This window comes from Fontimonas sp. FW305-C-3 (genome assembly GCF_058783185.1).
The window spans coordinates 591,357-615,708 of sequence record NZ_JBYSYK010000004.1 but is presented as its reverse complement, the minus strand read 5'-3'; the positions used below and the strand labels follow the sequence as shown (position 1 = coordinate 615,708).

General features: G+C 61.0%; 18 protein-coding genes, 2 tRNA genes and 3 rRNA genes. 4 read left to right on the top strand and 19 right to left on the bottom strand.

Going from position 1 to position 24,352, the window contains the following annotated elements; translation table 11 throughout:
• Positions 1-13 precede the first annotated feature (13 nt).
• The 10 genes from bfr to AC3WUF_RS18125 form a co-directional block, all read right to left on the bottom strand.
• Complete coding sequence (gene bfr, locus AC3WUF_RS18170; protein WP_492428208.1) at positions 14-481, bottom strand: bacterioferritin; 468 nt, start codon at positions 479-481, stop codon at positions 14-16.
• 118 nt (positions 482-599) lie between these two features.
• A complete protein-coding gene (locus AC3WUF_RS18165; RefSeq protein WP_492428206.1) occupies positions 600-1,625 on the bottom strand; it encodes a DUF72 domain-containing protein in 1,026 nt (341 codons plus the stop codon).
• Entirely contained in the window at positions 1,622-1,972 is a 351-nt protein-coding gene (locus AC3WUF_RS18160; protein ID WP_492428204.1) for an SH3 domain-containing protein, read from the bottom strand. The genes AC3WUF_RS18165 and AC3WUF_RS18160 overlap by 4 nt, the downstream gene beginning before the upstream one ends.
• A 2-nt stretch (positions 1,973-1,974) precedes the next feature.
• On the bottom strand, positions 1,975-2,382 hold the full coding sequence (locus AC3WUF_RS18155; protein ID WP_492428202.1) for a GFA family protein: 408 nt from the start codon (positions 2,380-2,382) through the stop codon (positions 1,975-1,977).
• A gap of 1 nt (position 2,383) precedes the next feature.
• Positions 2,384-4,030 (bottom strand): MFS transporter, encoded by a 1,647-nt coding sequence (locus AC3WUF_RS18150; RefSeq protein WP_492428200.1) that lies wholly within the window; start codon positions 4,028-4,030, stop codon positions 2,384-2,386.
• A 3-nt stretch (positions 4,031-4,033) separates the two neighbouring features.
• On the bottom strand, positions 4,034-4,921 hold the full coding sequence (gene mmsB / locus AC3WUF_RS18145) for a 3-hydroxyisobutyrate dehydrogenase (protein ID WP_492428198.1): 888 nt from the start codon (positions 4,919-4,921) through the stop codon (positions 4,034-4,036).
• 43 nt (positions 4,922-4,964) lie between these two features.
• Complete coding sequence (locus tag AC3WUF_RS18140) at positions 4,965-6,095, bottom strand: enoyl-CoA hydratase/isomerase family protein (RefSeq protein WP_492428196.1); 1,131 nt, start codon at positions 6,093-6,095, stop codon at positions 4,965-4,967.
• A complete protein-coding gene (locus tag AC3WUF_RS18135) occupies positions 6,088-6,861 on the bottom strand; it encodes an enoyl-CoA hydratase (protein ID WP_492428194.1) in 774 nt (257 codons plus the stop codon). Before AC3WUF_RS18135 ends, AC3WUF_RS18140 begins: the two co-directional genes overlap by 8 nt.
• Complete coding sequence (locus tag AC3WUF_RS18130; RefSeq protein WP_492428192.1) at positions 6,858-8,018, bottom strand: acyl-CoA dehydrogenase family protein; 1,161 nt, start codon at positions 8,016-8,018, stop codon at positions 6,858-6,860. The genes AC3WUF_RS18135 and AC3WUF_RS18130 overlap by 4 nt, the downstream gene beginning before the upstream one ends.
• Before the next feature lie 14 nt (positions 8,019-8,032).
• On the bottom strand, positions 8,033-9,553 hold the full coding sequence (locus AC3WUF_RS18125) for a CoA-acylating methylmalonate-semialdehyde dehydrogenase (RefSeq protein ID WP_492428190.1): 1,521 nt from the start codon (positions 9,551-9,553) through the stop codon (positions 8,033-8,035).
• Between the two features lie 232 nt (positions 9,554-9,785).
• Here AC3WUF_RS18125 and AC3WUF_RS18120 point away from each other — a divergent pair, with 232 nt between their 5' ends.
• A complete protein-coding gene (locus AC3WUF_RS18120; RefSeq protein ID WP_492428188.1) occupies positions 9,786-11,150 on the top strand; it encodes a short-chain fatty acyl-CoA regulator family protein in 1,365 nt (454 codons plus the stop codon).
• Between the two features lie 6 nt (positions 11,151-11,156).
• On the opposite strand, the gene AC3WUF_RS18115 is transcribed toward AC3WUF_RS18120, so the two are convergent.
• Both AC3WUF_RS18115 and AC3WUF_RS18110 read right to left on the bottom strand, forming a co-directional pair.
• Positions 11,157-12,023, bottom strand: coding sequence for a YicC/YloC family endoribonuclease (locus AC3WUF_RS18115; RefSeq protein ID WP_492428186.1), 867 nt, complete (start codon positions 12,021-12,023; stop codon positions 11,157-11,159).
• Between the two features lie 223 nt (positions 12,024-12,246).
• Positions 12,247-12,429: a hypothetical protein gene (locus tag AC3WUF_RS18110; protein WP_492428184.1), complete on the bottom strand. Its 183-nt coding sequence runs from the start codon at positions 12,427-12,429 to the stop codon at positions 12,247-12,249.
• Between the two features lie 152 nt (positions 12,430-12,581).
• On the opposite strand from AC3WUF_RS18110, the gene AC3WUF_RS18105 reads away from it, so the two are divergent.
• Together AC3WUF_RS18105 and AC3WUF_RS18100 are read left to right on the top strand one after the other, a co-directional pair.
• Positions 12,582-13,394, top strand: coding sequence for a glutaminyl-peptide cyclotransferase (locus AC3WUF_RS18105; protein ID WP_492428182.1), 813 nt, complete (start codon positions 12,582-12,584; stop codon positions 13,392-13,394).
• Positions 13,395-13,521: 127 nt separating this feature from the next.
• The gene (locus tag AC3WUF_RS18100) at positions 13,522-14,712 is read left to right on the top strand and encodes an acyl-CoA dehydrogenase family protein (protein WP_492428180.1); all 1,191 of its coding nucleotides are present in this window, start codon (positions 13,522-13,524) and stop codon (positions 14,710-14,712) included.
• Positions 14,713-14,775: 63 nt separating this feature from the next.
• Here the strand turns inward: AC3WUF_RS18100 and AC3WUF_RS18095 are convergent, their stop codons facing one another.
• From AC3WUF_RS18095 to tyrS, 7 genes are all read right to left on the bottom strand, one after another.
• Positions 14,776-15,657 (bottom strand): DUF4382 domain-containing protein, encoded by an 882-nt coding sequence (locus AC3WUF_RS18095; protein WP_492428178.1) that lies wholly within the window; start codon positions 15,655-15,657, stop codon positions 14,776-14,778.
• Between the two features lie 169 nt (positions 15,658-15,826).
• Positions 15,827-15,941: ribosomal RNA gene (rrf, locus tag AC3WUF_RS18090) — 5S ribosomal RNA — on the bottom strand.
• A 152-nt stretch (positions 15,942-16,093) separates the two neighbouring features.
• A 23S ribosomal RNA gene (locus tag AC3WUF_RS18085) occupies positions 16,094-18,952 on the bottom strand.
• 231 nt (positions 18,953-19,183) lie between these two features.
• Positions 19,184-19,259, bottom strand: a tRNA-Ala gene (locus tag AC3WUF_RS18080).
• Between the two features lie 34 nt (positions 19,260-19,293).
• Positions 19,294-19,370, bottom strand: a tRNA-Ile gene (locus AC3WUF_RS18075).
• Positions 19,371-19,488: 118 nt separating this feature from the next.
• Positions 19,489-21,018 (bottom strand): 16S ribosomal RNA (locus AC3WUF_RS18070).
• Together the 16S, 23S and 5S rRNA genes with 2 tRNA genes alongside form the textbook arrangement of a ribosomal RNA operon.
• Positions 21,019-21,463: 445 nt before the next feature.
• Entirely contained in the window at positions 21,464-22,687 is a 1,224-nt protein-coding gene (gene tyrS / locus AC3WUF_RS18065; protein WP_492428176.1) for a tyrosine--tRNA ligase, read from the bottom strand.
• 414 nt (positions 22,688-23,101) lie between these two features.
• Between tyrS and AC3WUF_RS18060 the strand changes: the two genes are divergently transcribed.
• Positions 23,102-24,340, top strand: coding sequence for an OapA family protein (locus AC3WUF_RS18060; RefSeq protein ID WP_492428174.1), 1,239 nt, complete (start codon positions 23,102-23,104; stop codon positions 24,338-24,340).
• Positions 24,341-24,352: the final 12 nt, after the last annotated feature.

Sequence of the window (24,352 nt, the reverse complement as noted above, 5' to 3'; positions counted from 1 at the left end):
GCGGCGGCCTGGCTCAGGCCGCGCGCAGCTGCTGGTAGTTCTGCAGGCCCATCATCTTGATCAGGCTGAGCTGCTGCTCCAGCCAGTACGTGTGGTCGCTCTCGGTGTCGACCAGCTGCGCCAACAGCATGTCGCGGGTGACGTAATCGCGCTCGCGTTCGCAGAGTTCGATGCCGCCCTGCAGATTGCCGCGCACTTTGTACTCGGTGTCCAGATCCTTACGCAGCATCGACTCGACGTCGTCACCCGGCGTGAAGGCATCTGGACGCATGTCCGGTTCGCCGCCGAGGAACAGGATGCGCCGCAGCAGCGCGTCCGCATGCTGTGTCTCTTCCTGCATCTCGTGATCGAGGCGGGTGAACAGCGCTTTGAGGCCGATATCGTCGTAGCGGCGCGAGTGGATAAAATACTGATCGCGCGCAGCCAGCTCGCCGCGCAGCAACATCTTGAGGTAATCGATGACTGCTGCCTTGCCCTGCATGTTCCGTGTCCCGCTTTGAATGTGAGCGGCATTATGACGCCCGCCTTCGCAGCATGACGGAGTGCAAAAGCGAACGGTTCGCAGCCCCACTACGCAGGCATCGCACCCGGCATTTTCTCTACGGCCCGGCGAGGACCTCGGCCAGCGCAACGACCGACAACGGCGCCGAGCCTTCAGCCTTGTTGCCGAGCATGACGTAGGCCGGATAGCCGGCCCCGGTCGTGCCGGCTATCACGCGGGCCAACGTCGCGCGCGTCTGCGGATCGGGATCGACCAGCGCATTGAATTCGCCGTAGAGCCGTTTCGCATCCTCGTAACCATACGCGCCGTGCTTGCGATGCAGATTCCAGCGGCACACCAGCGGCCCCGGCCATAGCGCACGCAGGATCGGCAGCTGGTCTTCGATCGGCGGCATCTTCGCGTGCAGACCGAGGCAGTAGGTGGCGCCGGCGCTGTGCAAGGTGGCGGTGAATGCCGGCATCAGCCATTGCGGATCCCGCACCTCGACGGCCACGACGGCATCCGGCGCGAGCGGACGCAGCGCCGGCAAGGCCTGCAGCATCGCGCCGAGGCGTTGCATCAGCGCGGGCAGATCGCGCAGCAGGAGATCGGGCAGCGGGCTGAGCTGGAACACCAGCGCGCCGAGCTTGTGCCGCAAGCCGTCGAGCGCCGGCGTGGCGAAGGCCTGCACGGCGAGGCCGGGATCGAGGAAGTGCGGATTCATGTCGAGTCCGCGGCCGGACTCGTCGCGCAGCAGCGCATCGGCAACCAGGCCCGGCGCCTTGACGATGAAGCGGAAATCCTCGGGCACCTGCGCCGCGTAGGTCGCGTACTGATCGCTCGCGAGCGGCTGATAGAACGCGCGATCGAGACTCACGGCACGCAGCAGCGGATGCTGCGCATACGCGCGCAGCCCCTGTTTGGCGAGCTTCTGCGCGGAATATTCGCGCGCCCAGACGCTGCCGATCCAACCGGGATAGCTCCATGACGAGGTGCCGAGCCGCAGTGTCGGCGGCAACGCGGCGCGCAGATCGATCAGCCGCTGGTTCGCTGGTGCGGCGGCGTCGACGCCGCTGCTGCGGCCACGTGCCTTCACTGGAGGCGGCGCTTCGTCGCCGAACAGTGATCCGTTCGGCGGCGTCATCTCACGCTGATCACGGCCTTGACGTGGGATTCGGGCAGCCAGCCTTCGGCGCCTTCGGCCAGCCTGACCCGCAGCCAGCCATCGAGACGCTCCAGCACTTCGGCGCGGGTGCCGGCGGCAAGCGTCAGTTCAAGCGCCGAATAGTCCCGCAGCGCTGTCACGGCGCCCTGCGTCGCGGACAGGAAGCTCTGATGCACCCAGCCCTGCTTGCCGCGCGGACTGCAGCACCAGTACCAGCCGCGGAACTCCGGATCTTCCCTGCCGACCTCAATCGGCTCGCCAACGCGGAACTCGATCGGGTCGTCATATTGACCGCGATAGTCCTGCGTGACTTCGATGCGCGACATCGTCAGCCCGGAAACGTATCGAACCTCGGTGCCTGCGCCAAACCGTCTTCCCAGCCGGCCTTGCTGGCGACGAAGATGTGCGCCGTCGGCTTGATCGTCACCTCGCTCGTCAAGCTGCCGGCCGGCACCACGAGGCCACCGCTGGCGGCGCGCTGATACGGCAGCGCCGAACCGCAATTGACGCAGAAGGCCTTGCAGTGGCGGGTCGACGGCAGGTTGTAGAGGCGCGCCTTGTCCTCGCCCGACAACCAGATCAGCGTGGCGCTCGACGAAAACAGATTCGCCGCATGCGCCGAGCCGGTGCCCTTGCGGCAACGTTCGCAGTGGCACAGAAAGAACCCCTCGAAGTCACCGTCGACTTCGAACAGAACATCGCCACACAAACAGCCGCCGGTGCTTTTTGTACCCATATCAGGCTTCCTCGTCGATCTTCGTGTCGCGCGTTTCCGGCAGGAACAGCGTGCCGATCACGACGGTGGCGACCGAGAACGCCAGCGGATACCACAGGCCGGCGTAGCTGCTGCCGCTCGCGGCGACGAGCGCGAAGGCGGTCGGCGGCAACAGGCCGCCGATCCAGCCGTTGCCGGCGTGATAGGGAATCGACATCGCGGTGTAGCGGATGCGCGCCGGGAACAGCTCGACGAGCAGCGCGGCGACCGGCGCGTAGGTCATGACCGCGAGCACGCCGAGCACGATCAGCAGCAGCACGATCATCGGCTTGTTGATGCGCGCCGGATCGGCCTTGGCCGGGTAGCCGGCGGCGTCCAGAGCGGCCTGCACCTTGGCGTTGAACGCGGCGATCTGCGTCACCCGCTCCTTGGCATCGAGCGCCGAGCCGTCGAAGCTGTCGACCTGCACGTCGCCGATGCGTACGAAAGCACCGCTGCCGGGCGCGGCCTCGACGTTGCTGTAGTTGATGCTGTTGCGCGCGAGTGCGGCCTTGGCGATGTCGCAGGCGCTGGTGAACGAAGCCGCACCGACCGGATTGAACTGGAACGAACAGGTCGCCGGATCGGCGCTGACCAGCGCCGGGGCTTTCTCTCCAGCTTCGACCAGCGCCGGATTGGCGTAGTGCGCGACCGCCTTGAAGATCGGGAAGTACGCAAAGCAGGCGATCAGGCACCCGACGATGACCAGCGGCTTGCGGCCGATGCGGTCCGACAGGCGGCCGAACACGACATACAGCGGCGCGCAGATCGCCACCGCAATGCCGACCAACAGGTTTGCGGTCAGCGCGTCGACCTTCATCGCCTTGGTCAGGAAGAACAGCATGTAGAAGTTGGCGGTGTACCAGACCGTCGCCTGGCCGCCGATCACGCCGAACAGCGCGACGAGTCCGCGCTTCAGATGCCGCCATTCGCCATACGCCTCGCGCAGCGGCGCCTTCGACAGGCGGCCCTCGTTCTTCATGCGCTGGAACACCGGCGACTCATTGAGCGACAGGCGCACATAGATCGAGATCAGCAGCAGACCGGCGGACAGCAGGAACGGAATGCGCCAGCCCCACTCGGCGAATGCCGTCTCGCCCATCAGCCAGCGCGTCACCGCGATGACGACCAGCGACAACAGCAGGCCGAGCGCGGCCATGGTCTGAATCCAGCTCGTGTAGAAGCCGCGCTGGCCTTCCGGCGCGTGCTCGGCAACATAGATCGCGGCGCCGCCGTATTCGCCGCCGAGCGCCAGACCCTGCAGCAGGCGCAGCACGACGAGCAGGATCGGTGCAGCAATGCCGATACTCGCGTACGACGGCAGGCAGCCGACCAGCACGGTCGACAGACCCATGACGACGATCGTGATCAGGAAGGTGTACTTGCGGCCGCTGCGGTCGCCGAGGCGGCCGAACACCAGCGCGCCGAACGGCCGCGCCGCGAAGCCGACCGAGAAGGTCAGCAGCGCGAAGATGAACGCGGCGGTTTCATTGACGGCGGAGAAGAAGTGCTGGCTGGTGATTGCCGCCAGCGCGCCGTACAGGAAGAAGTCGTACCACTCGAACAGCGTTCCCAGCGATGACGCGACAATGATCTTTCGTTCTTCGCGCGTCATCGGCTGGTTCGCCATGCGTCATTCCTTCTTTCTGTAAAGATTCACGATGCTGGAGAAGTCCAGCGCCCCCGAGGCGCTACTGTGCATCGCGTAAAGATTCCGCGCCAGTTCCCCGAGCGGGATCGGGCTGCCGCTCGCCATCGACGCTTCGGCGGCAAGGCCGAGGTCCTTGAGCATCAGCGCGCTGCCGAAGCCGCCGCTGTAGCCGCGAGACGCCGGCACGTTGTCCATCACGCCCGGCCAGGGGTTGTACAGCTCCAGCGACCAGTTGCGACCCGAGCTCTTGGCCATCACGTCGGACAGCACCTTCGGATCGAGACCGTTCGCGACACCGAGTGCAAGCGCTTCGGCCGTACCCGCCATGTGGATCGCGAGCAGCATGTTGTTGGCGATCTTCACGACCTGGCCGGCGCCGACGTCGCCGCAGTGGAACAGGTTCTTGCCCATTTTTTCGAGGTAGGGCTTGGCGCGCTCGAAGTTCGCGGCGCTGCCGCCGACCATGAAGCTCAGCGTGCCGGCTGCCGCACCGGCGGTGCCGCCCGAGACCGGCGCATCGATGAACTCGATACCGCGGGCCTTGGCCGCGTCGTTGACCTTGCGCGAAGACGCCGGCGCAATCGTCGAGCAGTCGATCGCCAGAGTGCCCGGCTTGAGCGCCGCAATGAGGCCCGCGTCGCCGAGGTACACGCCTTCGACGTGCTTGCTCGCCGGCAGCATCGAGATCAGCAGATCGGCGCCTTCGCTCGCTGCGACCGGGCTCGTGGCGATCTTCGCGCCGGCGGCCTTCGCCGCTTCGAGCGCGGCGGGAACCAGATCGAAAACCTGCAGCGTGTGGCCGGCCTTGATCAGGTTCAGGGCCATCGGCCCGCCCATGTTGCCCAGGCCGATGAAGGCAATGGTGCTCATCAGATGCTCCTCGTATTGGTTGGCTCGCGCAGCGGCGCAAGCATTACAGATCGGCCAGCGGATGCGAACCCGTTGGCCACTGCGGCGCGACGAAATGCGCCGCGACATGTTCAGGCGTCACGTCGCTCAAGCTTGACGGCGACCACTTCGGCTGGCCGTCCTTGTCGATCAGCAGCGCACGCACGCCCTCGACGAAATCCGTATGCGCGCAGCACTGCAGCGCGACGATCAGCTCCATGCGGAAAACCTCGGCGAGGCTCATGTCCTTCGCCCGCTTCAGTAGCTCCCAGACCAGCGCGGCCGTCGTTGGTGAACCGGCGGTGAGCGATTTCGCGGCCTTGGCAAGCCAGGCGTCCTCACCCTTGTAACCGGTGATTGCGGCATGGACTTCAGCGAGCGTCGCACCCGCGGTCAGGCGCTCCAGTTCGCTGCGATGCGTTTCTAGATTCGACGGCGGCAGCACGGCGGCAGCCTGTGTACTGAAATCTTCCAACAGCTTTGTCAGCAACTGCGCGTTCGCTGCGCTGTCTGCAGTCCAGGCTACGGTCGCCAGCGCCGCGAAAATCGCATCACGGTCCGCCGCTTTTACGAAGTGATCGGCAAGACCGGCGAGCTTGAGGTCGTGGCCATTGATCGACGCGCCGCTGAGCGCGAGGAACAGGCCGTAGGCGCGCGGCATGCGGCTCAGGAAATAGCTGCCGCCAACGTCCGGGAACAGGCCGATCGTGATCTCCGGCATCGCGACGCGCGAAGTCTCGGTGACGACGCGATGGCTGGCGCCGGCCATCAGGCCGAGGCCGCCGCCCATGACGATGCCGCTGCCCCAGACCAGGAAGGGCTTGGGGAACTCATGAATGTCGTTGTCGAGCCGGTATTCGCGCGAGAAGAACTCGAGGTTCGGCGGATTGGGCAGCGCACCAGGATGCTCGCGCATCGCCTGATACAGGCTGCGGATGTCGCCACCCGCGCACAGGGCCTTCTCGCCGGCGCCGTGCAGCACGACCATCGCGATGCCCGGGTCGGCGGCCCACTTCCGCAGCGCCGGCTCGAGGATTTCGATCATCGGCAGGCTCAGCGAGTTGAGCGACTTCTCCGCATTGAGCTGGGCAAAAGCGATGCGCTGGCCGTTGGCAGCGGCCACCTCACGCAGCAGGACCACGGCGCTTTCAGACATTGCGCCACTCCGGCTTGCGCTTCTCGAGGAAGGCGGCCACGCCTTCAGCCTGATCTTTCGTATCGAACAGACGCAGGAACAGGTCGCGCTCCAGCGGCAGCGCTGCCTGCGCCGGGCCGCGCGCGGCATGGATCAGCGTCTTGCAGGCCGCGACGCTGCCCGGGCTCTGCTTCTCGACCTTCGCTGCCAGCGCAAGCGCCGCGTCGACAGCCTTGCCGGTTTCGACGACTTCCTCGACCAGGCCGATCCGCAGCGCGGTCTGCGCGTCGACGCGCTCGCCGCAGAGGATCATGCGTTTGGCCCAGGCGTCGCCGACCGCGCGTGTCAGCCACTGCGTACCGCCGGCGCAGGGCAACAGGCCCACAGCGCCTTCCGGCAGCGCCATCTGCGCATGCGCTTCGGCAATGCGGATGTCGCAGGCCAGCGCCACTTCCAGGCCACCGCCCATCGCATAGCCGTTGATCGCCGCGACGCTGACGCCGCGGAACGCCGCGAGCGTCTCGAACGCCTCGCCGAACGCGCGCGCCATGTCGGTGCCGGCGCGCTTGCCACCTTCGGCAAAGACCTTCAGGTCGGCACCGGCGCTGAAGAACTTCGCGCCCTGGCCGGTCAGCACCAGCGAGCGGACGCTGCTGTCGGCATCGAGGCGGCGCACCAGATCGCGCAGACCGTCGAGCGATTCCAGGGTCCAGACGTTCGCCGCCGGGTTGTCGATCGTGATCAGCGCCGTGCTGCCGCGCTGTTCGAGCTTGAGCAATGAAGTCATGTCAGGGGTTCCGTGCAGTTGGGGTCGAGCACCTGGCGCGAGATGATCACGCGCATGATCTCGTTCGTCCCCTCGAGGATCTGGTGGACGCGGACATCGCGTACCAGCCGTTCGAGCGGGTACTCCTTGATGTAGCCGTAGCCGCCGTGCAGCTGTAGTGCATCGTTGCAGACATTGAAGCCGATGTCGGTCGCCATGCGCTTGGCCATCGCGCAGAACAGCGTCGCCTTCGGGTCCTTGATGTCGAGCTTGCTGGCGGCGAGCCGCACCATCTGTCGCGCCGCGACGAGATCGGTCGCCATGTCCGCGAGCTTGAACTGCAGGCCCTGGAACTCAGCTAGCGCCTTGCCGAACTGCTTGCGCTCGCGCATGTAGCGCTGCGCGGCATCGATCGCGCCCTGTGCCGCACCGACCGAGCAGGTCGCGATGTTGATGCGGCCGCCGTCGATACCCTTCATGGCGATCTTGAAGCCTTCGCCCTCCTCGCCCAGGCGATGCGAGACCGGCACTTCGACGTTGTCGAAACTGATCGTGCGCGTCGGCTGGCTCTTCCAGCCCATCTTCTCTTCGTTCTTGCCGTAGTGGATGCCCGGCAGATTCGCCGGCACGGCGAAGGCGCTGATGCCCTTGGCGCCGGCTTCACCGCTGCGCGCCATGACGACGAGCATGTCCGTCGCACCGGCACCGGAGATGAAGGCCTTGGCCCCATTGAGCACGTAGACGTCGCCCTTGCGCTCGGCACGCGTGCGCAGCGACGCGGCATCGGAGCCGGCGCCGGGTTCGGTCAGGCAGTACGAAGCCAGTGCTTCACCGCTGGCGAGCTTCGGCACCCATTGCTGGGCAATCTCCGCCGTCGCCCAGCCGGCGACCATCCAGGTCGCCATGTTGTGGATGCTGATGAACGCGGCGGTCGAGGGATCGATGCGCGCCAGTTCTTCGACAATGATCGTCGTATCGAGACGCTTCAGCCCCATCCCGCCGAGCGCTTCCGGCGTATAGATGCCACAGAAGCCCATCTCGCCGGCGAGGCGGATCGCCTCGCGCGGGAAATGCGAGGTCTCGTCCCACTCCGCGGCATGCGGGGCGAACTCCTTCTCGGCGAAGTCGCGCGCCGCCTCGCGGAAGGCGCGCTGTTCGTCGGACAGCTCGAAATCCATCGCAGTCTCCGCGCTTAGCGGAGGCTGATGGTCGTGTTAACGCCGACGTGCAGCGTGTCGTCATCGAACCAGCGCTGCGTCACGGTCTTGGTCTGCGTGTAGAACGTGATGACCTGCTTGCCGTAAGGGCCGAGGTCGCCGAGCTTGGAACCGCGCGAGCCGGTGAACGAGAACAGCGGGACCGGCACTGGGATCGGCACGTTGATGCCGACCTGGCCGATGTCGATGTCTTCGTGGAACTTGCGCGCCGCGGCACCGGACTGGGTGAACACCGCAACGCCGTTGCCGTTCGGGTTGGCGTTGATGATCTCGATCGCCTCGTCGAGGCTCGCCGCGTTGACGATGACCAGTACCGGTCCGAAGATTTCCTGGTCGTAGATCACCATGCCCGGCTTCACGCCGGAGAAGATCGTCGGGCCGACGAAGTTGCCCTTGGCATAGTTGCCAGCCATCGCCGGCGCGCGGCCGTCGAGTTCAAGCTTGGCGCCTTCCTTGGTGCCCTGCTCGATCAGGCTCTCGATGCGCGACTTGGCAGCACAGGAGATGACCGGACCGATGTCAGTGCCGGCCTCGGAGCCGCCGTTGACCTTGAGCGTCTTCGCCTTGGCGACCAGTTCCGGAATCCACTTCTGGGCTTCACCGACGAGCACGGCGACCGAAGCGGCCATGCAGCGCTGACCCGCCGCACCAAATCCGGCGCCGACCAGGGCGTTGAGGCTCTGCTCCTTGTTGGCGTCCGGCAGCACGACGGCGTGGTTCTTCGCGCCCATCATGCACTGCGCGCGCTTGCCGGCCAGCGTTGCGCGCTGGTAGACGTGAGTACCGACCTTGGTCGAACCGACGAAGGACACGGCCTTGATGTCGGCGTGGTCGCAGATGCCGTTGACGATGTCCGGACCACCGTGGATGACGTTGAGCACGCCCTTCGGAATACCGGCCTGCAGCGCCAGCTCGACGAGGCGCATCGTCACCATCGGATCCTGCTCCGAGGGCTTGAGAACAAAGGTGTTGCCGGTCGCGATCGCCATCGGGAACATCCACAACGGGATCATCGCCGGGAAGTTGAACGGCGTGATGCCGGCGCAGACGCCGAGCGGCTGCAGGATCGTGAAGGTGTCGACACTGTTCGCGACGTTGGTCGCCAGCTCGCCCATCTGCAGCGTGCCGATGTTGGCGGCATGCTCGACGACTTCAAGGCCGCGGAACACATCGCCTTCGGCGTCCGGCAGCGTCTTGCCCTGTTCGGCGGTCAGGATCGCGGCGAGTTCCTTCATGTTCTCGCGGATCAGCTGCTGATACTTGAGGAAGATGCGCGCACGCGCACCGATCGGCGTCTTGCGCCAGGTCTTGAAGGCTTCCTTGGCGGAGGCCACTGCGGCGTTCAGTTCTTCGGCGGTCGCGAACGGCACGCGTGCCAGCACTTCCTGGGTCGCCGGGTTGACGACGTCGCGCCAGTCCTTGGTCTTCGAATCGATGAACTCGCCGTTGATCAGCAGCTTGACGGTCGGCACGGCGGACTGGGTTTGCGTGGTCATGTTGGATTCCAAATTCGTGGGGCCGAAAGTCTCGCGCTTTTGACGCCGCGCGACCTCTGCCGATTGCGTGAGAAACCGGCGCCAATGGGCCGGCACAGACCCCGGAAATCGGGGCTGGGGAGGCACATCAGGCAGTAATTAACATTATTTGCATATTCGGCCGCCATTTCAGCGCCTCCCTGGCGTATTCTTGCAAAATCGGCACGAGCTTGCTGTTAATTTTGCAAATTACATGCGCAAGGTCTTCATGGGGGTCCGGCTGCAGAGGCTGCGCGAGGAACGCGGCATCAGCCAGGTCGCGCTCGCCCGCACGCTCGGCATCTCGGCGAGCTATCTGAATCAGATCGAGCGCAACCAGCGGCCGCTGACGCTGGCGATCCTGTTACGCATCAATGAGCAGCTCGGCGTCGACGTGCAGCCGTTTGCCGACGACGAGGCGGCGCAGATGATTGCCGAGGTCCGCGACGCGCTGGTCGAAACCGGCGCCGACACCGTGTCGATCGCCGAGCTGCGCGCGCTGTCGACCAACATGCCGGGCGTTGCCCGTGCGGTGATCGAGATGCATCGGCGCAATCGCCTGCTGGCGGAGCGCGCCGACATGCTGGCGGCGCAGATGGGCAATGGCAATACGCAGATGCAGTCTTTCGCGCTGCCGCAGAACCACGACGAGGTTCGCGACTACCTGAATCGGCGGCACAACCACATCGCCGAACTCGACACGGCGGCCGAGGGCATCTTTCGCGAAAGCGCGCTGAGCATCGGCGACGCCGCGCCGCAACTCGCGCGCCGCCTCGCCGAGCGTCATCGCGTGCGTATCATTGCCAGCACCGACAGCGAGCTCGAGAAGGGACGCTTCGACCGCGCGACGCGGACTTTGCTGTTGCCCGACCACCTGCGCCCCGGCCAGCAGGCTTTCCAGATGGCGGTGCAGCTGGCGATGCTCGAATTGAGCGAAGAGCTGGATGCCCTGATCGACGCCGGCGGATTCGCCGGCACGGAATCGCAGCGACTCGCGCGCATCGGCCTCGCCAACTACTTCGCCGGCGCGCTGGTCATGCCGTATGGGGAATTTCTGCAGGCTGCGGAGACCATGTCCTACGACATCGAACGCCTCGCCAATCGCTTCGGCGTCGGCGCCGAAGCGGTGTGCCATCGCCTGTCGACCCTGCAGCGAGCGGAGTCGCCGGGGCTCCCATTCTTCTTCGTCCGCGTCGACCGCGCCGGCAATGTCTCGAAGCGCCATTCGGCCACCGACTTTCACTTCTCGCGCGTCGGCGGCACTTGCCCGCTGTGGATTGTCTACGAAGCCTTCAGCCAGCCCGACCGCGTGCTGACCCAGATCGCGAGCATGCCGGACGGTCGCAAGTACTTCTGGATTGCGCGGCAGGTCGTCAGCGGCGCGGTAGGTTACGGCCGGCCGCAAAAGACCTTCGCGGTCGGGCTCGGCTGCGACCTGCGCCATGCGCATCGACTGGTCTATTCGCGCGGACTCGACCTGCAGGGGCCGACTGCGGCGACGCCGATCGGCGTCGGCTGCAAGGTCTGCGAACGCCAGCAATGCGCGCAGCGCGCCTCGCCGTCGTTGCTGGAACGCTGACGCGCTCTATTCGATGTTCTGAACCTGTTCGCGCATCTGCTCGATGATGACCTTCAGGTCCACCGCGCAGCGGGTCATCTCGGCATCCTGGGATTTCGACGAGGTCGTGTTCGCCTCGCGATTCAGTTCCTGCATCAGGAAATCCAGGCGGCGGCCAACCGCATCGGCACGGCTGAAGGCCTGACGCACTTCCTTGACGTGGCTTTCAAGGCGAGACATCTCTTCTTCAATATCGAGACGCTGCGAGGCCAGGGCCACTTCCTGAGCGAGTCTCTGCGGCTCGACTTCGACGCCCAGATCCGCGCAGCGCGCGCGCATCCGGTCCAGCCACTGGTCGCGGACGAACGGATATCGCTGGCGCAGCTGAGCCACGAGGACCAGCATGCTGTCGCAGCGTTCGATCAGATACTGAGCGAGTCGTTCGCCTTCGCTGACCCGGAAGGCGGTGAACTCATCGAGCGCCTCATCGAACAGGCCGCGGGCCTGAGCCAATAGCGGCGCGAAGTCGGCGCGCTCTTCGCGCACAACCCCCGGAAAGGTCAGCAAGCGAACCGGCTCGGGCGCGGTGGTGGCGCCGAATTCGGTGTTGATCACGTCCAATGCATGGCGCAGCTGGCGGATGCGATTGAAGTCGAGCTCGATCTGGTCGTTGGCCGCCACCTCGCGCTGATAGCGCAGCGCGCATTCGACCTTGCCGCGCGACAGCTTGTTGCCGGCGACCGTCCGCAGCTCGCCTTCCAGGACGCGGAACTCTTCCGGCACCTTGAACTGGACGTCGAGGTACCGATGGTTGACCGACCTCAGCTCCCAGCTGATACGGCCGAACTCACCCGCGCGCTCCACGCGCGCATAACCGGTCATGCTTTTGATCATTGACGTCCTCCGAGGAGCGGCATTGTAGCGGGGCCGCCGCTGTGCTCGCATTGCGCGAGTACCGGAGAGAGACAGCCGCCGCACCAAGAAAAAACGCGGCTACTCGACAAGGTCGTGTAGCCGCGGCGCGAATGTAATGCGTTTGCTGTCGTCTGTTTGTAAAGCGGGCGGCTAGCTTCCGTTGCCGGAGTGCATTGCTGCCGCCCGTGCGGTGGCAGCCCGCTTACTTCTTCGCCGCGGCCTTGGCCTTCTTGACGACCTTCTTCGCAGCCTTCTTCGCCGGCTTCTTGGCGACCTTCTTCACGGCCTTCTTGGCAACCTTCTTCGCGACCTTCTTCACTGCCTTCTTGGCAGCCTTCTTCGCGGGTTTCTTCACAGCCTTCTTCGCAGCCTTCTTAGCAGCCATTACACATCCTCCTAAGGACAGTCGCGGAAAACTCCGCGTGGTCTGGAAACACAACCCGTATTTCCATGGTGTGATGTTTTACATATAAATAAAATTTAAATCAACGTCTTTGTCTTGACGCACAATCCGGACTCCGTTAGGCGACATCTCACATGCGTGCATTTCTGCTTTCATTGCTGTGTGTTTTTTCATGTGGCGCACATGCTGAGTATGTGTTGCGCGATAGTGCGCGAGAACATGATTTCTCCTACGTAAATCGTTTGAAGTGGAGCATCGTCGAGACGCGTGATCACGATGCAAAACGATTTACTCAAGGCCTCGCAATTCACGATCGAAGCATGTTTGAAAGCAGCGGTTTGTACGGCCGCTCGGCGTTGTTCGTCACCGACCTCCGGAGCGGTTCGGAGCGCCAAATTGCGCAACTTTTACCGACTTTTTTCGGCGAAGGGCTCGCTGTCTGGCGCGATCAACTCGTCATGCTGACCTGGCGCGAAGGCGTCGCGCACTACTTCGACCTGAGCGGCAAGCCGACGATGCAGCGTCGTTTCGATGGCGAAGGTTGGGGCATCACGAGTGATGGCGCGCGACTGATCATGAGCGATGGAAGTGCCGATCTCGTCATGCGCGAGCCACAAAGCTTCGCGGAAATTTCTCGTGTGACTGTTCGTGCGAGCGGCAAGCCGATCGCGCGGTTGAACGAACTCGAGTACGCGCGTGGCAGTGTGTTCGCGAACATCTGGCAGACCGACAACATCGTGCAGATCGATCCGCACAGCGGAGAGGTCATCGGGTGGTTGGATCTCGCCGAGCTCAAGCAGCGCTTCGACAAACCGGCGGGCTGGAACCCGGTTGATCATGTGCTCAACGGCATCGCCTACGATCCGACGGCCGATCGCTTTTACGTGACCGGCAAATGCTGGCCGAAGATGTTCGTGCTGAAAGTGGAGCCAGCCGCGGCTCCTTAGTAAGGAGTGAACGCTGCCGATGTCGGACGCTGTGCGGTAAGCGGACGTACCGTTCTCGCCGTAGCTCACCGAGCTTATTTGAGCGGTGATATAAATATGTTCTGCAATTGCCCTACCGAGCTTTGTAATGAACATTACCCACGAGCATCAAGAGCTGTACAAGACGGTCAAGAATTTCGTCGTCAATGAATTGAATCCGCATGTCGCGGAGTGGGAGGCTGCCGGGATCTGGCCCGCCCATGAAGTCCTCAAGAAGATGGGCTCGCTGGGTCTGCTCGGAATTTCCAAGCCCACCGAGTACGGCGGCATGGGCCTCGATTACTCGTATCAGGTGATGTTCGCGCAGGCCCTGGGCAACTGCACCTGCGGTGGCGTACCCATGGGCATCGGCGTGCAGACCGATATGGCGACGCCGGCGCTCGCCCGATTCGGCTCAAAGGAACTGCGCGCGGAGTACTTGGCCCCGGCGATCAGCGGCGACATGGTCGTGTCGATCGCGGTGTCCGAAGCCGGGGCGGGTTCCGATGTCGCCGGCGTGAAGACCTACGCGACCAAGGACGGCGACGACTACGTCATCAACGGCTCGAAGATGTGGATCACCAACGCGACCCAGTCGGACTGGGCCTGCATGTTGGTGAACACATCGGAAGGCAAGCCGCACGTGAACAAGTCGCTGATCATCGTGCCGATGGATGCCAAGGGCATCGATCGCAAGACCAAGCTCGACAAGCTCGGCATGCGCTCATCGGACACGGCGATGATCTTCCTGGACAACGTGCGTGTACCGCGCCGCAACCTGATCGGCCAGGAAGGCATGGGCTTCATGTATCAGATGATGCAGTTCCAGGAGGAGCGTCTGTTCGGCGCCGCTTCCGGCATCGACGGTTTGCTCAATCTGATCAACGAGACGATTGAGTACACGGGCCAGCGTCAGGCGTTCGGCCAGTCCATCCTCGACAATCAGTACGTTCACTTCCGCATCGCGGAACTGCGCACCGAAGTCGAGTCATTGAAAGCGCTTGTCTACTACACGACTCAGGAATATCTGAGCGGCAAGCACACGCCGGAACACGTCGCAATGCTGGCATCGATGTGCAAGCTGAAAATCGGCCGCGTCGGCCGCGAAGTGACCGATGCGCTGATGCAGTTCTGGGGTGGCCAGGGCTACATGTGGGAGAACAACGTTGCCCGCGCTTATCGCGATACACGCCTGGTGTCGATCGGCGGCGGTGCCGACGAAATCATGCTTGGCATCATCTGCAAGGCGATGGGCATTTTGCCGAGCAAGAAGAAGTTTGAGGCACGTAAGTCGGCTTAAATTCGGCGGCCTTCTTGAGGCTCGATGGCGATTGCCATCGAGCCTTTTTATTTTGCCTTCCGCCTAGTCGGGGATATCCTGCACCGTGGTCTCGCCTGCTTCGACTGATGCCTTGGTGATGGCCTCAAAATCCAGATCGTCACCGACCGTCGGATCCTCTTCATCTGCCTTGCACGTCAGAGCGAGGGTGTAGTTTCCGTCGTCCAGAAACTCCAACGAATAAACGAAGCCATCCCCGGCCGAATTACCGAAAACCCTTGCGGTGCTGACCGGACCCGCGCCGACTGCGTCGATATCGCTGGGCGTGGCGTTGCTTCCGATGAAGGCATAGATCGCCGGATCACAGTCGTTGGGAATCAGCGCGGGCGCCACGTTGCCGCTGATCGCCCCGACTTCATCGTCCTTCACTAGACGTAGGCTCGGGTGCAGTTCGTAGAGTGAGAAGCTTTTCCGGCGCAGCGACCTACGCAACTCAAACTGCAACGTCAGCGCGGTTATCTCCCCGTCCTCAATCTCGAAGTCGACGGGCAGCGTCAGCTTGGACTGCTGGCCGTCGGGGATAAACAGGTTCGCGACGCCACCGTCTCGATAGCGAATATACGAGCGGTCATCATCTTCGTCGCTGTCGATCGTGAGCTCGACTGATTCGTACTGCGCGCTCGGTAAGCTCGTATTAGCAATCAACGGTGCAGTGTCGCCGCGGGTGAACTCAAGCAGATCAATCTGCTCCACGGGATCGAAATCAACGGTCTCGCGCTCGCCATCCGCTGAAACGAACACCACCTTGCTGACTGCGATGACGACCTGATCAAAGCGATTGGCGGGATCCTCGACAGCATCCGTGGCTGAGATCGAAAACCCGATATCCCCACGGCCTTCAAACAGCTCGCAGCCGGACACGGCGAAGGCCGTCAGCAAGACGGACAAAAGCTTCATTTTGGACATCGCACGCTCCCTGTGCTGATCTTCGGCGTCGGCCGATATTGGAAGCGCGCAGTATCGTGCGGACAATTGCCGACGGCAACATTCGCGAAGGAAATCCCACAATCGATCTGACAAATCGCAGGCAATAAAAAACCCCGAAGCATCAAGCTTCGGGGTTTCGTATTTAAGACCCTGGCAGTGTCCTACTTTCGCATAGCAGCTGCCACACTATCATCGGCGCTGAGTCGTTTCACTTCCGTGTTCGGGATGGGAACGGGTGGTTCCAACTCGCCATTGCCGCCAGGGAAACTGGCTGGTAACCCGTGCCATTGCTGACGCGTGTCACCGAATTTGGTTTGTAGTTGAACACTAGTCAGACATATTCAATGCCTGGTACTTAACGACTTCATTTCATTGCTCGGTCTCGCAAGACATTGCGAGAACGCTTGAGCGTTATATGGTCAAGTCGCACGGGCAATTAGTACGCGTTAGCTACAACCATTACTGGTCTTCCACATCGCGCCTATCAACCTTGTAGTCTACAAGGGCCCTTCAGGAGGCTTAAGCCTCGTGAGATCTCATCTTAAGGTAGGCTTCCCGCTTAGATGCTTTCAGCGGTTATCCCGTCCGTATATAGCTACCCAGCGATGCCACTGGCGTGACAACTGGAACACCAGAGATACGTTCCACCCGGTCCTCTCGTACTAAGGTGAACTCCCTTCAAATCTCAAACGCCCACGGCAGATAGGGACCGAACTGTCTCACGACGTTCTGAACCCAGCTCGCGTACCACTTTAATCGGCGAACAGCCGAACCCTTGGGACCGACTACAGCCCCAGGATGTGATGAGCCGACATCGAGGTGCCAAACACTGCCGTCGATATGGACTCTTGGGCAGTATCAGCCTGTTATCCCCGGAGTACCTTTTATCCGTTGAGCGATGGCCCTTCCATACAGAACCACCGGATCACTTAGACCTACTTTCGTACCTGCTCGACTTGTTTGTCTCGCAGTCAAGCTAGCTTATGCCTATGCACTCTAGAGCGCGATTTCCGACCGCGCTGAGCTAACCTTCGCACTCCTCCGTTACTCTTTGGGAGGAGACCGCCCCAGTCAAACTACCCGCCATACAATGTCCCTGTCCCGGATGACGGGACGAGGTTAGAACTCCGAGTTTATCAGGGTGGTATTTCAAGGACGCCTCCACACAAGCTAGCGCCTGCGCTTCAAAGGCTCCCACCTATCCTACACAGACAAACTCAAAATCCACTGTAAAGTTATAGTAAAGGTTCACGGGGTCTTTCCGTCTTGCCGCGGGAACACTGCATCGTCACAGCGATTTCAATTTCACTGAGCCTCTGATGGAGACAGTGGGGCTATCGTTACACCATTCGTGCAGGTCGGAACTTACCCGACAAGGAATTTCGCTACCTTAGGACCGTTATAGTTACGGCCGCCGTTTACTGGGGCTTCGATCAAGAGCTTCGCTTACGCTAACCCCATCAATTAACCTTCCAGCACCGGGCAGGTGTCAGACCCTATACGTCCACTTTCGTGTTTGCAGAGTCCTGTGTTTTTGATAAACAGTCGCAACCCCCTCTTCACTGCGGCCCGCTTGCGCGGGCGTGCCTTCTCCCGAAGTTACGGCACTATTTTGCCGAGTTCCTTCATCAGAGTTGTCTCAAACGCCTGAGGATACTCTCCTCGCCCACCTGTGTCGGTTTGGGGTACGGATCACACATGCCTGAAGCTTAGAGACTTTTCTTGGAAGCTGGGTATCAGGTACTTCGCTGCCGAAGCAGCTCGTCATCACCTTTCAGAATTGATCTCCCGGATTTGCCTAAGAGACCTTCCTAGGGGCTTAAACCTCCATCCAATAGGAGGCCACCCTAACCTTCTCCGTCATCCCATCGCAGCATGTGTAAGTACTGGAATATTAACCAGTTTGCCATCGACTACGCCTCTCGGCCTCGCCTTAGGACCCGACTCACCCAGCGCCGATTACCGTTGCGCTGGAAACCTTGGGCTTACGGCGAACGGGTTTTTCACCCGTATTGTCGTTACTCATGTCAGCATTCGCACTTCCGATACCTCCAGCAAACCTTACAGTTCACCTTCGCAGGCTTACGGAACGCTCCTCTACCGCGCACACCTAAGTGTGCACCCACAGCTTCGGTACATCGCTTGAGCCCCGTTACATCTTCCGCGCGGGCCGACTCGACCAGTGAGCTATTACGCTTTCTTTAAATGATGGCTGCTTCTAAGCCAACATCCTGGCTGTCTTAGCCTTCCCACATCGTTCACCACTTAGCGATGATTTGGGGACCTTAGCTGGTGGTCAGGGCTGTTTCCCTTTTCACGACGAAATTTAGCTCCCGCCGTGTGTCTCCCGTGATTGCACTTGTAGGTATTCGGAGTTTGCAACAGTTGGGTAGGAACTTGTGCTCCCCCCAGACCGTAACAGTGCTCTACCCCCTACAGTGATACACGAGGCGCTACCTAAATAGCTTTCGAGGAGAACCAGCTATCACCCGCCTTGATTAGCCTTTCACTCCTATCCACAACTCATCTCCGTCTTTTTCAACAGACGTGAGTTCGGGCCTCCATTGTGTGTTACCACAACTTCACCCTGGTCATGGATAGATCGACGGGTTTCGGGTCTACAGCCTGCAACTAATCGCCCTATTCAGACTCGGTTTCCCTACGCCTCCCCTATACGGTTAGGCTTGCTACAGACTAGTAAGTCGCTGACCCATTATACAAAAGGTACGCCATCACAGAACAAGTCTGCTCTGACTGCTTGTACGCATCCGGTTTCAGGTTCTATTTCACTCCCCTCGCCGGGGTTCTTTTCGCCTTTCCCTCACGGTACTGGTTCACTATCGGTCGGCAACGAGTATTTAGCCTTGGAGGATGGTCCCCCCATATTCAGACAAGGTTTCACGTGCCTCGCCTTACTCGATTTCATTCCCTACGTCCTTTCGCATACGGGGCTATCACCCACTATGGCGAAACTTTCCAGAATCTTTTGCTAGAACGTAAGAAACTTAAGGGCTACTCCGCGTTCGCTCGCCACTACTTGCGGAATCTCGGTTGATTTCTTTTCCTCCGGGTACTTAGATGTTTCAGTTCCCCGGGTTCGCTTCCGCAGCCTATGTATTCAGCTACGGATAACCCTTGCGGGCTGGGTTGCCCCATTCGGAAATTCACGGATCAAAGCTTGTTTGCCAGCTCCCCGTGACTTATCGCAGGCTACAACGTCCTTCATCGCCTGTTGCCGCCAAGGCATCCACCAGATGCGCTTGATCACTTGACCATATAACCTCAAACATTCTCTCGAATGATCTCGGCTACATTTTCTTGCAACCTCATAACAATTTAAATCGCCGTTAAGCACCGCAGGCATTGAGTGTGAAAGACTTTTACGTCAATCACTATGTCTTACAGTGTTCAACTACAAACCTAATTTTTAAAGAACAGTTTTTTTGAACCACTTGCGTGGACTCAAGGAAATTCGCTTCTTACAGCGAACTTCATTGAGTCAACATGGTGGAGCCAGTCGGGATCGAACCGACGACCCTCTGCTTGCAAAGCAGATGCTCTCCCAGCTGAGCTATGGCCCCGGAATATTCCCGATTCGGTGTCTGCGGTAGATGGTGGTGGGTCTGGGTGGATTTGAACCACCGACCCCACGCTTATCAAGCGTGTGCTCTAACCAACTGAGCTACAGACCCCCAGGCTGAACATCACGCTAAACCTGTATCGGGCGAGTGCGCAGAACTTCTGCGACTCCGACTGTTTTATGCAAGTAATTTGTGTTGGATGCTCCCAGCGCGCTTTGAAGCGTTCTGTAAAGGAGGTGATCCAGCCGCAGGTTCCCCTACGGCTACCTTGTTACGACTTCACCCCAGTCATCGGCCACACCGTGGTAAGCGCCCCCCTTGCGGTTAGACTACCTACTTCTGGTGCAACAGACTTCCATGGTGTGACGGGCGGTGTGTACAAGGCCCGGGAACGTATTCACCGCCGCAAATGCTGATCGGCGATTACTAGCGATTCCGACTTCATGGAGTCGAGTTGCAGACTCCAATCCGGACTAAGATCGGCTTTATGGGATTAGCTCCCCCTCGCGGGTTGGCAACCCTCTGTACCGACCATTGTAGTACGTGTGTAGCCCTGGCCATAAGGGCCATGATGACTTGACGTCATCCCCACCTTCCTCCGGTTTGTCACCGGCGGTCCCCTTAGAGTGCTCAACTGAATGGGGGCAACTAAGGGCAAGGGTTGCGCTCGTTGCGGGACTTAACCCAACATCTCACGACACGAGCTGACGACAGCCATGCAGCACCTGTGTCTAGATTCCCTTGCGGGCACTCCCACATCTCTGCAGGATTTCTAGCATGTCAAGGCCAGGTAAGGTTCTTCGCGTTGCATCGAATTAAACCACATACTCCACCGCTTGTGCGGGCCCCCGTCAATTCCTTTGAGTTTCAACCTTGCGGCCGTACTCCCCAGGCGGGGTACTTATCGCGTTAGCTACGACACCGACACGCAGAGCATGCCGACGTCAAGTACCCATCGTTTACGGCGTGGACTACCAGGGTATCTAATCCTGTTTGATCCCCACGCTTTCGTGTCTCAGTGTCAGTACAGGCCCAGGCGGCTGCCTTCGCCATTGGTGTTCCTTCCGATATCTACGCATTTCACCGCTACACCGGAAATTCCACCGCCCTCTACCGTACTCTAGTCACTCAGTCTCGGAAGCAATTCCCAGGTTGAGCCCGGGGATTTCACAACCGACTTGAGTAACCACCTACACACGCTTTACGCCCAGTAAATCCGATTAACGCTTGCACCCTCTGTATTACCGCGGCTGCTGGCACAGAGTTAGCCGGTGCTTATTCTGCTGGTACCGTCAAGACTCAAGATGTTAGCTTGAATTTTTTCTTTCCAGCCTAAAGTGCTTTACAACCCGAAGGCCTTCTTCACACACGCGGCATTGCTGGATCAGGCTTTCGCCCATTGTCCAATATTCCCCACTGCTGCCTCCCGTAGGAGTCCGGACCGTGTCTCAGTTCCGGTGTGGCTGATCGTCCTCTCAGACCAGCTACTGATCGTTGCCTTGGTGGGCCATTACCCCGCCAACTAGCTAATCAGACATAGGCTCCTCTCAGAGTGCAAGGCCTTGCGGTCCCCTGCTTTGGTCTCTCGACATCATGCGGTATTACTCCAAGTTTCCCTGGGCTATCCCCCGCTCTGAGGCAGATTCCTATGTATTCCTCACCCGTCCGCCACTAGATGTATTGCTACACCTCGTTCGACTTGCATGTGTTAGGCATGCCGCCAGCGTTCAATCTGAGCCAGGATCAAACTCTCCACTTTAAAAGCGAATTGCTAGATCCATATCTGTCGAGGCATGGCTAAATGCGTTCGACATTGAAGAGTTATCTTCGAAGCTCAATGTGACTTGGCTACGTTGATGCTCTTGGTGTTACGTGGCTTCGCCACGCTACCGGGAGCACCCACACAAATTACTTGCTGTCTTTTTAATGATCTGGCTGTTTCGGTTTCGACTTTTTCGTCGTTGCCGTGCAGCGGGGAGGCGAATAATAGGGCTTTTTCAGACTGCGTCAACGATCATTTTGGTCGAATATATGATGTTGTTGTTTTTGAACGAATTGTTGTTTGAACTTCACTGTTGCACTGCCCGAAACCGCGCTCAAACCGATTGTTTTGTGATCATTTTTTGACGATTCAGTGACCAGGGCGCGCAAGCCCGTCCCAAAACCCCCTCGAATCCGGCTCGATCGAGAGGTGCGGGGCCGGATCAGGCACTCGCTGCAGTCAAAGTGACTCGTGCATAGCGACGAGTGCCGACCTGCAGCAGGTAGCTGGCCCCGGGCGCCAGTACATGTGCGCGATCTTCGACGCGCTGCTGATCAACCCGCACCGCACGCTGATCCACCATGCGGATACCTTCGGCATTGCTGGCAACCAGGCCCGCCTCCTTAAGCACGCGCGCGATGGGCAGCCCCGCTGACGGCGCTGCGACAGTGAGTTCTGGGATGTTGTCGGGCAGCGCGCCCTGCGAGAACTGCGCAATGAACTCACGCTGCGCTGCCTCGCCGGCATCCTTGCCGTGGAAGCGCGCAACGATCTCCTGCGCCAGCTCGAACTTGACGTCTCGCGGATTGGCGCCTTGTGTCATGCGCTCACGCAGCGCGCCGATCTCTGCCAAGGGGCGGAACGAGAGCAGTTCGAAGTAGCGCCACATCAGCGTGTCGGAGATCGACATGACCTTGCCGAACATTTCCTTCGCAGGATCGTTGACGCCGATGTAGTTGCCAAGGCTCTTCGACATCTTCTGCACGCCGTCGAGCCCTTCCAGGATCGGCAAGGTCATGATGCATTGAGGCGTCTGGCCGTAGGCCTGCTGCAGATGGCGCCCCACCAGCAGATTGAATTTCTGGTCGGTGCCGCCAAGCTCGACATCGGACTTGAGGGCTACGGAGTCGTAGCCCTGCAGCAAGGGATAGAGAAATTCGTGAATCGCAATCGGCTGGCCGGCGGCGTAGCGCTTGGTGAAGTCGTCGCGCTCGAGCATGCGAGCCACGGTGTGCTGGGCAGCCACGCGAATGATGCCTTCGGTGCCCAGCGGATCCAGCCAGTGGCTGTTGAACGCGATCGTGGTCCGATCCGGATCCAGAATCTTGAAGACCTGTTCCTTATATGTCTCGGCATTTGCCTCGACCTGCTCACGGGTCAGCGGTTTGCGGGTTTCGTTCTTGCCCGTGGGGTCACCGATCATCCCGGTGAAGTCACCGATTAGGAAGATTGCCTCATGGCCTGCTTCCTGGAATGCCCGCAGCTTGTTCAGCAACAGGGTGTGCCCGAGGTGGAGATCCTTGGCGGTCGGATCGAAGCCGGCCTTGATTCGCAGGGGGGTGCCCTTGCTCCGGGCCGCCAGCACACGCCGCTGAAACTCTTCTTTGGGAAGGACTTCTTCGGTGCCGCGCTCGAGCTCGGCGAGTTCAGTGCTCATGGGGTTCATAGGTGCTGTTGAGGGGGATCGGGGTGTCGTCAGGGCCGCTAGAGTCGATCAAGGCCAGTCCAGCCGCAAGCGGAGGCGGCCTTGCAGACCGCAAGATGGCACGGCCTTTGTAGAGAAAATGCTTGCCAAGGCGTGGCGTTGTGTGTTTCCTTACGCGTCACTAGAGCGTTAAACCATAACAACGACAACGCCAGGGTGCGGACCGTGCGGTAAGTGCGCGGCCTTAGGTCGTTCTTCGGGTCAACGATGAAACTGGATTATAGCCCTGCCGTTCCGGCTCCCCGCCGTACGGCCCGCCGTACGCTTGTTATTGCGACCACCTGTGCGGTGTTTCTGACGGCCGTCGCCACGCGCGAAGGTATCGCCAACCGCAAAAGTCTCGCTCCTCCGGGCCTGCCGCCCGAGCTGACGAGCGTGCTAGACGAAGCAAACGGCAACGAATTCTCGGAAGAAGTGCAGGCCGCCTTGGCCGATCCGCTTGCGGTGCCGCCGGCCAGCGAATGGCAGACCGTCACCGTCACGCGCGGGCAGACGCTCTCCGACATCTTCGAGCAGAACGGCCTCGGCTTCTCCGAAGCGATGGCGGTCGTCCGCCTCGGCAAGGACGCTGCCCGGCTCAAGTCGCTGCGCACCGGCGACAAGCTGCTGATCAAGAAGACGCCTGACGACAAGCTCGAGGAACTGAGCTTCGAGCTCGACGAGACCAGCACACTCAACGTGCGCCGCAATGCCGAAGATGGCTTTGACGGCACGATCGTCGCTGCCGAAATCGAGCGCCGCCCGACCCAGGTTTCCGCCGTCGTCGAGAACTCGCTGTTCCTCGATGGCCAGCGCGCTGGCCTGTCGAGCCGACTGCTGATGGATATGGCGCAGATGTTCGGTTACGACATCGACTTCGCGCTTGACCTGCGTCGTGGCGATCGCTTCGCCGTCGTCTATGACGTGCTCTACAAGAACGGCGAGAAGCTGCGCGATGGCGACATCGTCGCCGCCGAGTTCGTCAACCGCGGCAAGAGCTTCCGCGCCATCCGCTACACGGATACCGACGGCAAGGTCGCCTACTACACGCCGGAAGGCGAGTCGCTGCGCAAGGCCTTCATGCGCACACCGGTCGACTTCGTCCGCATCAGCTCGGGCTTCAACCTCAAGCGTCGCCATCCGATCTTGAACACGATCCGCGCCCACAAGGGCGTCGACTACGCAGCATCGACCGGCACGCCGATCAAGGCCACCGGCGACGGCAATGTCGAATTCATCGGCAACAAGAGCGGCTATGGCCGCGTCATCATCCTCAAGCACGGCTCGCAGTACACGACGCTCTACGCTCACATGTCGCGCTACCGCGAAGGCCTCAAGGTCGGTGCTCGCGTCCGTCAGGGCCAGGTGATCGGCTACGTCGGCGCAACCGGTCTGGCGACCGCACCGCATCTTCATTACGAATTCCGCAGCAACGGCGTGCACAAGAACCCGCTCTCGGTGCTGCTGCCGCGCTCCAACCCGCTCAGCAAGGCTCAGCTGGCTGCCTGGCGCGTCGAGACCGCTGGCGTTCTTGCCCAGCTCGACACGCTCGGCCAAGCGCAGGTCGCCCAGGCCCAGGCCGTGACCGACGACGCCGGCAGCGACGACGACGCTTCCGCCGGCGCCAGCCCGTAAAGCACGCCGCAA